General features: G+C 72.0%; 11 protein-coding genes. 4 read left to right on the top strand and 7 right to left on the bottom strand.

Translation table 11 applies throughout. The features are described 5' to 3' along the window. The 3 genes from LZ198_RS40020 to LZ198_RS40010 all read right to left on the bottom strand — a co-directional run. On the bottom strand, positions 1-611 hold a 611-nt coding region (locus LZ198_RS40020; RefSeq protein WP_253977439.1), incomplete at its 3' end, for an FHA domain-containing protein. A gap of 6 nt (positions 612-617) precedes the next feature. Beyond that, positions 618-1547 (bottom strand): WYL domain-containing transcriptional regulator, encoded by a 930-nt coding sequence (locus tag LZ198_RS40015; protein WP_253977438.1) that lies wholly within the window; start codon positions 1545-1547, stop codon positions 618-620. Then, entirely contained in the window at positions 1544-2569 is a 1026-nt protein-coding gene (locus LZ198_RS40010) for a helix-turn-helix transcriptional regulator (RefSeq protein WP_253977437.1), read from the bottom strand. Before LZ198_RS40010 ends, LZ198_RS40015 begins: the two co-directional genes overlap by 4 nt. A gap of 246 nt (positions 2570-2815) precedes the next feature. Here LZ198_RS40010 and LZ198_RS40005 point away from each other — a divergent pair, with 246 nt between their 5' ends. Next, positions 2816-3286, top strand: a complete 471-nt coding sequence (locus LZ198_RS40005; protein ID WP_253977436.1) for a hypothetical protein — start codon at positions 2816-2818, stop codon at positions 3284-3286. 19 nt (positions 3287-3305) lie between these two features. Here LZ198_RS40005 and proB read toward each other — a convergent pair whose 3' ends face one another. Further along, complete coding sequence (gene proB, locus LZ198_RS40000) at positions 3306-4433, bottom strand: glutamate 5-kinase (RefSeq protein ID WP_253977435.1); 1128 nt, start codon at positions 4431-4433, stop codon at positions 3306-3308. Between the two features lie 158 nt (positions 4434-4591). Here proB and hflX point away from each other — a divergent pair, with 158 nt between their 5' ends. Continuing rightward, complete coding sequence (gene hflX / locus LZ198_RS39995) at positions 4592-6244, top strand: GTPase HflX (RefSeq protein WP_253977434.1); 1653 nt, start codon at positions 4592-4594, stop codon at positions 6242-6244. 50 nt (positions 6245-6294) lie between these two features. Continuing rightward, positions 6295-6741 carry a hypothetical protein gene (locus LZ198_RS39990; RefSeq protein WP_407667507.1) on the top strand — a complete coding sequence of 149 codons (447 nt, stop codon included), beginning with the start codon at positions 6295-6297 and terminating at the stop codon, positions 6739-6741. A 40-nt stretch (positions 6742-6781) separates the two neighbouring features. Here the strand turns inward: LZ198_RS39990 and LZ198_RS39985 are convergent, their stop codons facing one another. Together LZ198_RS39985 and LZ198_RS39980 are read right to left on the bottom strand one after the other, a co-directional pair. Then, positions 6782-7783 (bottom strand): NAD(P)H-dependent glycerol-3-phosphate dehydrogenase, encoded by a 1002-nt coding sequence (locus tag LZ198_RS39985; RefSeq protein ID WP_253977433.1) that lies wholly within the window; start codon positions 7781-7783, stop codon positions 6782-6784. Between the two features lie 45 nt (positions 7784-7828). Continuing rightward, positions 7829-8815, bottom strand: coding sequence for a hypothetical protein (locus LZ198_RS39980; protein ID WP_253977432.1), 987 nt, complete (start codon positions 8813-8815; stop codon positions 7829-7831). A gap of 132 nt (positions 8816-8947) precedes the next feature. Between LZ198_RS39980 and LZ198_RS39975 the strand changes: the two genes are divergently transcribed. Further along, positions 8948-9517, top strand: a complete 570-nt coding sequence (locus LZ198_RS39975; protein WP_253977431.1) for a hypothetical protein — start codon at positions 8948-8950, stop codon at positions 9515-9517. A gap of 16 nt (positions 9518-9533) precedes the next feature. Here LZ198_RS39975 and LZ198_RS39970 read toward each other — a convergent pair whose 3' ends face one another. Beyond that, on the bottom strand, positions 9534-11522 hold the full coding sequence (locus tag LZ198_RS39970) for a c-type cytochrome (RefSeq protein WP_253977430.1): 1989 nt from the start codon (positions 11520-11522) through the stop codon (positions 9534-9536). Positions 11523-11624: the final 102 nt, after the last annotated feature.

Below are 11624 nucleotides of genomic sequence, written 5' to 3'. Positions count from 1 at the left end.
GCCGCGCGCGCCGGGGCGCTGGAGCCCGCGGCGGGACGACGGGCGGGCGGAGCGGACGACGCGCGCTCGATGGCGGCGGGCTCCTGGGCGGCGGGGACGGCCTGGCGCGAGCCGCTGGTGCCACCCGCCGGGCGCAGGGCGCGGAGGTTGTTGCGCGTGGCCCCCTGGCGCATCTGCTCCAGGGCGCTCTCGTCCGCGCCGTCCGGGGCCAGGGCCACGCCCTTGTTGCGCTGACGCTTGAGCGCGTCCACGGAGACGATGCGGGTGCTCCCCGCGCCCTCGTCCTGTGGGACGTCGCTCTCGCCGGTGGCGAGGTCGCTGGTCATCAGCGTGAACACGAACGTCACCGGTCCCAGGGTCAGCTTGTCGCCGTCCTCCAGGGCCTGTGTCTGGACGGCGGAGCCGTTGAGCAGCGTTCCATTGGCGCTGCCCTGGTCCTCGACGCTGTAGGACTCGCCATCCAGGAACAGACGGCAGTGTCGGCGTGAAACACCGGGGTCGTACAGCACGACGTCACATTCGGACGTACGACCGATGAGCACGGAGTCCTGGTCGAAGACGAACTCCTTGCCGGCGTCTTTTCCCTCGGAGATCGTCAGCTGGAAAGGCATGGGGCCCTACAATCCTATCGAGGCTCGCGCCGCGCGGGCAACGGCGGCACGCGCGGAGACCGGTTCCACCACCTCTGCCTCGCCCCCGAAGGACAGCACCCACTGCGTCAGCCAGCGCTCGCTGTCACCAGCGACGAGGACCTCCACCCCCCCGTCGGAGAGCGGGCGGGCGTCCTGGCCGAAGCGTTCCTTCACATAGGGCGCCGCCACGGGCGAGAAGCGGACTCGGACGGACACGTCGGTACGGCTGCGCGCGGGGTTGGGGACATCCGCCCGGGCATCGGGCGGGGGCAGGAACGGCGTATCGGTGACGACGAGGTCCTCCATCCGGTCCAGCCGGAACAGGCGAGCGTCCTGCCGGGTGTGGCAGAAACCCTGGAGATACCACTGTCCCCGGTGGCTGAGCAGCTCATACGGACGCACCGTGCGGGGCTCCGGGGCCCGGCCGGGGCTGGCATAGCCGAAGGTCACCTCTCGGCGCTCGAGAATCGCGCGGGTGAGCGGCCCCAGGGCCTGGGGCGCCTCCGTGGACGCGTCGATCTTCCGGTACATCTCCCGGTAGCGCTCCCGGACCTGGGGGGGCAGCACCTTCTCCAGCTTCTGGAGGGCGCCCTGGAGCGCGTCGCCGGCGGCCGGGCGCAGCAGCTCCGCGGCGGCGGCCAGCGCGGCGGCCTCGCCCGCCGTCAGCCGGGGCGGCGCGAACAGCCGCTGGTCCAGGTCCACGTAGACGCGGTCGTTGTCCACGTAGATGTCGATGTAGTCGTCCGGGTTGAAGGGGGGCCGGCCCACGCACGTGAGCAGGTCCAGTTCCTCCAACAGGTCCTCGCGGCTGACGTTGAGGGCGCGCGCGAGCGCCTCCACCGTGACGCCGGGGTGCTTGGACACGTAGGGGACGAGGAACAGCAGGCGGCGGAGCCGCTCGTGGACGTTGCTCATGCGCTCACCTTGTCTTCCTGCGCGTCCGCGTGCCGGTTGACGACGCGCGCGCCCATCTCCCGGAGCCGCGCCTGGGCGCTCTGCGGCCCCTCGACGAGGCAGTCGGGGCCCAGCGTGAGGCAGAAGCGCGCCAACCCGTCGAGGAACGACACGGGCAGCCGGGCCCGCGTGACGCCCTCCTCCACCGGCTCCAGCGTGGCGCCCGGGAACAGCCCCCCGGCGCGCGACGACAGCGCGCCCGACAGCCGCAGCGTCACCTCCACCGGCGCGTGGAAGCGGTGCTGCCACGGGAAGTAGGCCACGTGGTTGTCCAACGAGAAGTCCTCCGGCACCTGGAAGTCCGGCGTGCGCGGCCGCGCCGTGTTCACCTTCAACTCCCGAACGCGGTGGACGTGGAACGTTCGCAGCCCGCCGCGCAGGTGGCAGTGGCCCACGAGCGTCCACACCCCGCGCCGCAGCGCCAGGCCGTACGGGTCCACGCGCCGCTGCGTGGTGCCCGGGTGCTTGGGGCTGGCGTACGTCAGCTCCACCCACTTGCGCCCCGCACACGCGTCCCACAGTTGCTCCAGCCGGGCGGAGACCTCCTTCTCCTGCCCCGCCTGCACGGAGCCCAGCTCCATGCGCACGCGCGGCGTGGGCAGCGACTCACCGGCGAAGAAGCCGATCTTCCGCAGGGCGTGCGCCAGGTCGTCGCGGCCGGGGAAGGCCCCCGACGCGAGCGCGGCGGAGCCGGCGGCGTACAGCACGGCCAGCTCCTCCTTCGTCAGATCCGCCTCGGGCAGGTAGTAGGCGTCGCGGTCGACGATGTAGCCGTCGCGGCGCTCGTCGTCGCCCTGGACGTAGGTGAGGGGGAAGCCCAGCTCCACCAGCTCCGCCTTGTCCCGCTCGAACTTGCGCTCGGCGGCGTCGTCGGAGCCTCCATAGTCGGCGGGGAAGTGCTCGCGCAGCTCCGCCCAGGAGATGGGCTCGCGCGCGTCGAGCAGGAGGGCCACGAGGTCGAGGATGCGTTCGGTGCGGTCCATTCGGGAAGATCGGCGACGATGCCGGGCGGACCCCGGGGGGTCAAGGAAGGGGCACGCAACGGCCGTCAACAAGCGCCGGGCCCGCCCGGGTGCAGCCGATTAGCCGGCAACGACTGAACAGGCAAGCAGGTATTCATCTGTGGGAAACTTGCCCGTTGGCCTGGAAACAGAGGACGTCGGACGGAGGGCTCGCACTATGGGTTCGACTTGGGGTATTCCTGCAACGGCTTTACGAGGGACCTCTCCATGAACCGCACCTTCCGTAACGTGGTTGCCGGGCTGGCGCTGCTGGTGGGAGGGGTGTGTGGGGCGATGCCCGCTTCCGCCGGAGCCGAGCCGCTCTACTTCGCCGTGGAGGTCTGGCGCGAGGGCCGGCTGGTGGCCCAGCCCAAGCTCCTGGGAGAGACGGGGCGCACGCTGCGCGCCGAGCGCCGCCGGCCGGGAGCCCCCCTGCCGGACTACCGACTGGTCCTGATGCCGAAGATGGACGGCGAGACGTTCATGCTCCAGCTCGACCTCCTGTTGCCGGAGGCCAAGGGCCACTCGGAGCTGGCGCTGCTCCATGGCCAGCAGCGCAAGCTCCAGTTGGGCCGCGTGCCCGGCGAGCTGGAGGTGTCGCTGCTCCTGATGAAGGTGGACTCGCCGGAGTTCCGCGCGCTGATGCGGCTCACCGAGGACAGCGCCAGCAGCGGCGGCTCCTCGTCCAGCTCCATCTAGCGAGGAGTCCCCTGCCCCGCTACAGCACCGCCAGGTCGTCGCGGTGCACGGCCTCGTCCAGGTAGCGGTAGCCCAGCACCCTCTCGATCTCCGACGTGTGGTGTCCGGCGATGCGCCGCAGCTCCTGCGCGTCGTAGGACACGAGGCCGCGCGCGAACACACGGCCGGCCTCGTCCGCGAGGTCCACGGGGTCGCCCCGCCCGAAGTCGCCCTCCACGCCGCGCACGCCGCTGGGCAGCAGGCTGCGCTTGCCGGTGACGATGGCCTCGCGCGCGCCGGCGTCGACGGTGAGCACGCCCAGGGGGCGCAGCGCGTGGGAGATCCACGCGGCCCGGGCGCCGCGACGGCCGCCGGTGGGCTCGAAGAGCGTGCCCACCCCCTGGCCCTCCAGCACGGCGCGCAGGCGGCCGGGCACCGCGCCGGAGGTGATGACGCCGCGGATGCCCAGCTCGGCGGCGCGCGCGGCGGCGCGGACCTTGGTGGCCATGCCGCCCGTCCCCACGGTGCTGGAGGCCCCCCCCGCGAGCGCGAGCAGTTCGGGCGTGACCTGATCCACCGCGTCCACGAGCCGCGCCTCCGGCTCCCTGCGGGGGTCGGCGGTGAACAGCCCGTCCACGTCGGAGAGGAGCACGAGCGCGTCGGCCTCCACCACGCCCGCCACCAGGCCCGCCAGCGTGTCGTTGTCGCCGAACTTCAGCTCGTCCACGGACACGGTGTCGTTCTCGTTGATGACGGGCACCACGCCCGCGGCGAGCAGGCGCTCCAGCGCGTGCTTCACGTTGAGGTAGCGCCGCCGGTCCTGCACGTCCTCGTGGGTGAGGAGGACCTGGGCCACCGCCTGCCCCTGCCCTCCGAACACGTCCTCGTACGCCTGCATGAGCCGGCTCTGCCCCACCGCGGCGCACGCCTGCTTGCCCGGGATGTCCCGCGGGCGGGCGGGCAGGCCCAGCCGCTCCACGCCCAGCGCGATGGCGCCGCTCGAGACCACCACCAGCTCCCGGCCCCGGGCCGCCCACAGCAGGTCGTGGCCCAGCGCCTCGAAGTGCTCGCGGTTGAAGCGGCCGGTGGCGTGCGTCAGCGCGTTGGTGCCGATCTTCACCACCACGCGCCGGGCGGCGCGCAGCGCGTTACGTCCCGAGTGGGTCACGGGCCCGGAGGTTAGGCCGGAAAGGGTGCGCGCGGCGCGTGTGTTCAATACGGTTCCGGTACCCCGGGCCGGAAGGGTGGTGTCAGCCGCCGGGGCGGCGCGCCGTATAGTGCGCCGGATGGACGGGGCCGGCGGGGCTTCGTCATGGGAGCGAGCGTTTGAAGGAAATCTACGGCAACACCCTGGGTCTCAAGGCGAGCGAGCAGCAGCGGCTGCGCAACACCTTCCGTCGGCGTGTGTCCCCGCACGAAATCGTGTCCCCGGAACTCGCCCGCCACCTCACCGAGCTGTCGCACGAGACGAACCGCCAGGTGGGTGTGCTCATCAACCGCAAGGGTGAAATCGAGCACGTCGTCGTCGGCAACGCCCACAAGCTGGAGCTGCCCGACATCGGCCGTGCGCGCGCTGGCCAGGTGCGTCTGCGTGGCCTGCGCCTGGTGCACACGCACCTCAAGAGCGAACCGCTCACCAAGGACGACCTGACGGACCTGGCGCTGCTGCGGCTGGACTGCGTGGCGGCGGTGGGCGTGGGCGGCGAGGGCCTGCCGGGGGTGCTGCACTACGCGTACCTCGTGCCGGAGAACGGCACCGGCGAGTTCTGGCACGTCGAGTCGGTGGCCTCCGTCCACGGCAACCAGCCGGACCTGTTGGACACGCTGGACGCGCTGGAGGAGGAGTTCAACCGCAAGGCGGCGGCGCGCGCGGTGGGCGGGCGGGAGAAGGCCATCCTCGTGGCGGTGTGCCTGGACGGCAACCGCGCCACGGCGGAGGCGAGCCTGTCGGAGCTGAAGGAGCTGGCGCGCACCGCGGGCGTGGAGGTCATCGACAGCGTGCTCCAGATGCGCCGCGAGGCGGACCCGCGCTACCTCATCGGCCGGGGCAAACTGGAGGACCTGAACCTGCGCTCCATGCAGTCGATGGTGGACCTGCTCATCTTCGACAAGGACCTGAGTCCGTCGCAGGGGCGGCACATCGGCGAGGCGACGAGCCTCAAGGTGCTGGACCGCACGCAGCTCATCCTCGACATCTTCGCGCAGCGCGCGCAGAGCGCCGAGGGCAAGCTCCAGGTGGAGCTGGCGCAGCTGAAGTACCGGCTGCCGCGGCTGGTGCAGAGCGACGACTCGCTCAGCCGGCTGGCGGGCGGCATCGGCGGACGCGGCCCCGGCGAGACGAAGCTGGAGATCGACCGTCGCCGCGTGCGCGACCGCATCACGCACCTGGAGAAGCGCATCGACGCCATCGGGCGGGAGCGCAGCGTGCGCCGCGCCCAGCGCAACCGCCGCGAGCTGCCCATCATCTCCATCGTCGGCTACACCAACGCGGGCAAGTCCACGCTGCTCAACGCCATCACCAACGCGCAGGTGCTGGCGGAGGACAAGCTGTTCGCCACGCTGGACCCCACCAGCCGCCGGCTGCGCTTCCCGCAGGAGCGCGAGGTCATCATCACCGACACGGTGGGCTTCATCCGGGACCTGCCCAAGGACCTGGTGGCCGCCTTCCGCGCCACGCTGGAGGAGCTGTACGACGCGAGCCTGCTGCTGCACGTGGTGGACGCGGCGGACCTGGCGCGCGACGAGCAGGTGGAGGCGGTGGAGAAGATCCTCGCGTCGCTGGGGCTGATGGAGAAGCCCCGGTTGATGGTCTGGAACAAGGCGGACCTGATGCCGGCGGAGGACATCGAGAGCCTGCTGCGCTCGCGTGGAGGAGTGGCCATCAGCGCCCAGACGCGCGAGGGGCTCTCCGCGCTGCTGGCCAAGGCGGACACCACGCTCTTCGCGGAGGGCGCCTCGGAGGCCATCGGCGTCGTCTGAGGGCGGGCGGGTTGCGAGGCGAGCGCGGCTCCCCGTAGAGTCGGGGAGCCGTGGCCCACTCCATCTTCACCCTGACGTCCCCGCTCTCCGGACTGCTCGCCCAGGCGGCACCGGACTACGCCAAGCCTGTCTCCTCCCTGTCGCCGAAGTACTTCGAGCTGCTGGAGCAGAACAGCCACATCATCTACCCGCTGGTGGCGGTGCTGACGCTGGTGCTCATCGCCGCGGGCATCCTCCAGGCGTGGAGGACGCAGGACCTGGACGGCCTCCAGAAGAACGAGTTCAAGAAGGCCATCGTCAACGAGCTGCGCAGCAACATCGCCGGGTTGCCCGGTGACGTGCTCGCCAAGGCCGTGGGCCTGGACCGCCTGAAGACACACCGCCTGCTGGAGCAGATGCAGCAGGACGGCATGGTCGTCAGCCACACCAACTCCCAGCGCCTCACCGTCTGGCGCATCCGCGGCGCCTCACCGGACGCCAGCCCCCGGCGGTACTGACGCGTTGCGCGTCCCGGCCGGGGACTGAGGTCGCGGAGGCTCAGACCAGCTCGGACTTGGGCTGGCGGGTCATCAGGTCGACCACCGCCGACTTCGCGTTCTTGTCCTCGTAGGCAATCAGGTACACCTGCTGGCAGATGGGCAGCTCCACGCCCGTCTTGATGGACAGGTCGCGCGCGCTGCGCGCCGTCTTCACGCCCTCCGCGACCTCCTTCATCTGCGACAGGATGTCCGCCAGCTTGCGGCCCTTGCCCAGCTCCATGCCCACGTGGCGGTTGCGGCTCAGCTCACCCGTGCACGTCAGCACCAGGTCCCCCATGCCGGACAGGCCGGAGAGCGTCAGGGGGTTGGCGCCCTTGCGCACCGCCAGGCGGGTGATCTCCGCCAGGCCGCGGGTGATGATGGCCGCGCGCGCGTTGTGGCCCATGCCCAGCCCGTCCGCCATGCCCGCGGCGATGGCGATGACGTTCTTCAGCGCGCCGCCGTACTGCACGCCCACCACGTCCGTGGACGTGTAGCTGCGGAACGTCTCCGTCTGCAGCGCCTTCTGGCAGCGCACCGCCACCTTGTCCCAGTGCGAGGCGATGGTCACCACCGTGGGCATGCGCCGCGCCAGCTCCTTCGCGAAGCTCGGGCCGGACAGCACCGCGATGTACGGATGGAACTCCTCCGGCAGGCAGTCCTCCAGCAGCTCCGTCATCGTCAGCAGCGTCTCGTTCTCGATGCCCTTCGACACCGTGACGATGGGGACGTGCTTGGGCAGGAAGTCCTTCGCGCGCGCCACCACCTGGCGCGTGGCGTGGCTGGGCGTGGCCAGCACCACCAGCTCCGAGCCCACCAGCGCCTCCTCCAAATCCTGCGTCGCGCGCACGCGCTCGGAGATGGGGATGCCCGGCAGGTACGTGGGGTTCTCGTGCCGCGTGTTGATGGCGTCGACCACCGTCGGCTCACGCCCCCAGAGGCGGACCTCATCACAGTTCACCGCCAGCACGTTCGCCAGGGCCGTACCGAAGGAACCGGAGCCGATGACACTGCCACGCATGCAAGACCTCTCTCGGGGGGTGGGGGGGCACGGAAGCGTGCCACGCTAGAGACCGGTGACGATGCCCACGGACACGACGGGCATGAAGGCGGCGTCCTCCGTCCCGCTGCGGACGTCGCCGCCCAGGGACACGGAGTAGGACGTTTTCTCGCTCAGGGGAACCTCCGCCCCCACGCGCACGGGCCACGAACTGGTCGTCACCAGGTTCGGCGGCAGTCCGCCCAGCGGCGTGCGCTGCAGCGGCTCCGTGTCGAACGACACCAGGTAGCGCGCGTCGAGGAAGAACCGGGGCGTCCGCGCCCCCTGGACCTGGAAGCTGGCCACGAGGCCCGGCATCACGTTCCAGTTGCGCCGGCCACTCAGGTAGCGCGCGCCCTTGTCCTCCACGCTCGCCGAGCGCAGGAAGAAGGCCCGGCTCCCCTCCGCCACCACGCCCACGCTCCAGCGCGCGCCGCCCTCCAGCACGACCCAGCGCCCGCCCAGGCGCAGCTCGTTCATCGTCCCGTAGAGCGTGTCGAACCCCGCGAGCACGTCCAGCCGGGGCAGCACGCCCACCGCCACGCGCGCGGACACGACCGGGAAGCCCAGCGAGACCCCGGCCGCCACCCTGCCCGCGCCCACCGTGCGAGCCCCCAGCAGGCTCACCCGGTTGGGCACCGCGGGAGGCCCGGCCGGCTCCACGGGCCGGAGGCGTGACTCGCGAGCCCCCGGCGGGTTGTCCACGACGGTCATCGGAGGCACCTCCGGCAGGCGGGGGAGCCCGGCCGCGGCCTCGCCCTCCGGCACGGCCGTGGCGCCGGGGAAGGTGTTCCAGCCCTGCTCGTCCCGGGCGCCCTGCCCCGAGGAGGACTCCACCTGGGCGGGCGTGGCCCACGACTCGTCCGGCGTGGGGTTGCGCGCGGGCGGCTCCACGGGAACCTGGGCCCGGGCGGACAATCCAGCCAGGAGGGTGAGCGGAAGGAGGGAGCGCAAGGGGGCCATGGAGTCGGCGGGCAGCTTAATCCACGGCGCTCCGGGGAACGAGCGGCGCACGACCGCACGTCCACCCGGCGTGCGTCTCCCGAGGGGCGGTGAACAGCCGGTGGGAAACGTGTCCGCACCGGCGCGGCAAAGGTCTACCATCCGCCCCGCGCCGGACGCGGGCGCCCAGAGGAGAGACACGGGATGAGGGCTGGAGGAGGGCGCGCGGCGCTGCTGATGACACTGGCCCTGGCGACGGCCTGCCGCAGCCGCGCGACGGAGCCCGCGGCCGACGCGGGTCACACAGCCCCGGGGCTCGACGCCCACAAGACGCTGGCGGGCTGCGAGACGCTGCTGCCCACCGACCAGCGCGAGCTCATGCTCCCCGGCTTCTCGTTGAAGGAGGAGCGCTCCTGCCCCACCTGCGCGCCGCTGTGCGTCCTGCGCTCCTCGACGGAGAAGGACGTCTCCGTGTCGGTGACCTGGGACTGCAAGCCGCACTACGCCGACGCGGACCTGCACGCCCTGCTCGCCCCCACGTTGCAGGCCGGCGGCGAGGAGATTCCCGCGCTCGGCCGCGCCGCCGCCCGCCGGGCCCCCGTGCAGGGGATGATGCAGGTGATGACCTGGGACGACGACACGCCCTGCGCGCTCGTCGTCACGTGGCTCGGCGGCACCTCCGACCAGGCGGTGGACGTGGCGCGCATCGCGCTGAGCGCCACCCGCCCGGACAGCTTCGTCGCCGCGCCGCCGCCCGACGCCGGAGCACCCTGAGCGGCGGCGTCCCGCCTCACAGCATGCGCAGGTACTCGACCAGGTCGTCGACCTCGGCCGAGGTCAGCGACGACGTGTCGCCATGCTTGTTGGACTGCCGGTTGCGCAGGAGCCGGTCCTTCAGCGACGGCGCGCTGCCGTCATGCAGGTACGGCGCGGTGCGCGCCAGCCCCAGCAGGGACGGTGTGTTGAGCCCCTTGCTGCGCACGGAGGCATCGTCCGGCAACGTCCCGCCGACGTTGAACGTGCCGACATCCGCCTGCTGGTTGTTCGTGAAGGTTGCGCCCTCGTGACAGGTCGCGCAGCCGGCCTTCTGGAAGACGGCCTCGCCCCGCGCCTGCGCCGGGGTGGGCGCGTCGTGGCGGTAGGGGTTGTCCGGCGTGGGGATGGCGTCGATGAAGGCGCTCAACTGCGCCACCATCACCCCGTCCAGCGCGGTGCCCCCCATGCGACCGCGGACCGTGGCGTCCATGAAGTCGCGCAGGGTGTCGAACTCGCCGCTCCAGTGGAACGGGCTGGTCTGCGTCACCTTGCGCCCGGCGAGGCTCGGCGTCTGGCGCAGCCCGTCCGGGAAGCCCCACACGTGACCGTCCTCCCGCCCGTCCAGGTGGCAGGAGGCGCACGACGCGGCGACCGAGGAGCTCGTCATGCGCGAGTCCAGCGCCGAGTAGAACAGCTTGCGGCCCGCCGCCGCCTGCGGCGACAGCACGTCCCCGACGATGGCCACCGGCACGCCCTCCGCGCGCACGTTGGCCACGTTGCCGGAGGCGTCGTTCACCAGCGTCGTCACCGTGTGGTCGAAGGCGTTGTAGACGTACGCCTTGCGCCCGTCCCGCGTCAGCGCGATGCCGCTGGGGCCCGAGCCCACGCGCACCAACTGGCGCACGGAGCTCAAGCGGCTGTTCGACAGGTCCGCGCCGGAGCGCCGGTCCGTGGGGAGGATGGCCACGTTGTCCGTCTCGCGGTTCACCACGAAGATCCACAGGCCGGAGGGGTCCACGGCCGCGGCGACCGGGCCCTGGATGGGGTGGCTGCGCTCCGGACTGACGAGGGTGGACGGCGGGAAGTCGGGCTCGTCGTCCGGGGGCGGACGGCACCGGTCGATGTCGTCGACGCGCGGCGACCCGTCGTCCGTGTCGAACGTCACCAGCCCCGGCGCCACCACGCCCGCCGTGTTGCAGGGCCCTCCCCCGCCGTACAGCGAGCCACCCGGGTCGGAGCCCGCGGGGGCCAGTGGGTCTTCTCGAGCCCACAGCGCGGGAGAGAAGGCGCGCTTGCCGTCCGGCGTCACCACCACGTCCGACATGCCGCGCGGCCGGAACAGGGCCCGCACCTGGGGGACGAAGATGTCGCCCTCCTGCGGCTCCCCATCGATGTTCGCGCGCGCATACAGGTCCGTGCGCTCCTTCATCAGCCGGGGCTGGTGCGAGTCCGACAGGTCCACCGTCACCATGTCGCTGTGCTTGAACAGGCTGACGAGCGCGCGCCTTCCACCGTCCACCAGCGCGATGCCGCGCGGCTCCTCGCCTACCGGCAGCTCCCAGCGCACCGTCAGCGACGCGGTGTCCACGGCCATCAGCGTGCCGTGCTCCGTGGTGTCCAGCGCGGTGCTGTTCACCACGTACAGCGTGTCACCCTTCGGAGAGACCGCCAGGCCCATGGGCTCCACGCCCACCTGCACCCGCGCCGCCTCGCTCCACTGCCCCCGGCGCACCACGGACACGCTGCGCTCGGCGCGGTTGGACACGTAGACGGTGTCGTCCGGACCCACCACCACGCGCTCGGGGCCCTGCCCCACCTTCACCTCGCCCACCTTCTCCCCACGCGCCGTGTCCACCACCGCGAGCACGCCCGTGTCCGCGTCCACCACGTACAGGAACGCGTCGTCGAGGCTGAGCGCCAGCGAACCCGAGGCGCGGGTCCACGAGTCCACCGGCGAGTGGTCCTCACAGGCCACCAGCCCGAGCATCGATGCCGCCACCGCGGCCAGCACATGACGTCTCATGGGAAGCGTCCTCCACACGGCTCCGGCCTCTGCCCGCACCCACTCACCCTGGGAATGCCGCGTCGTGTCGCGGTCGGGAATGTCGGCCGGCCCTGGTCGCTC

It is taken from the genome of Myxococcus dinghuensis (assembly GCF_024198235.1).
GTDB lineage: Bacteria > Myxococcota > Myxococcia > Myxococcales > Myxococcaceae > Myxococcus > Myxococcus dinghuensis.
This window is presented reverse-complemented; position numbering and strand designations above follow the sequence as displayed.

Coding starts and splice junctions, on each gene's coding strand:
- LZ198_RS39970 (WP_253977430.1), bottom strand. CDS start 11,522: ATGAGACGTCATGTGCTGGCCGCGGTGGCGGCATCGATGCTCGGGCTG.
- LZ198_RS40005 (WP_253977436.1), top strand. CDS start 2,816: ATGAACCGCACCTTCCGTAACGTGGTTGCCGGGCTGGCGCTGCTGGTG.
- LZ198_RS39985 (WP_253977433.1), bottom strand. CDS start 7,783: ATGCGTGGCAGTGTCATCGGCTCCGGTTCCTTCGGTACGGCCCTGGCG.
- LZ198_RS40015 (WP_253977438.1), bottom strand. CDS start 1,547: ATGAGCAACGTCCACGAGCGGCTCCGCCGCCTGCTGTTCCTCGTCCCC.
- LZ198_RS40010 (WP_253977437.1), bottom strand. CDS start 2,569: ATGGACCGCACCGAACGCATCCTCGACCTCGTGGCCCTCCTGCTCGAC.
- LZ198_RS39975 (WP_253977431.1), top strand. CDS start 8,948: ATGAGGGCTGGAGGAGGGCGCGCGGCGCTGCTGATGACACTGGCCCTG.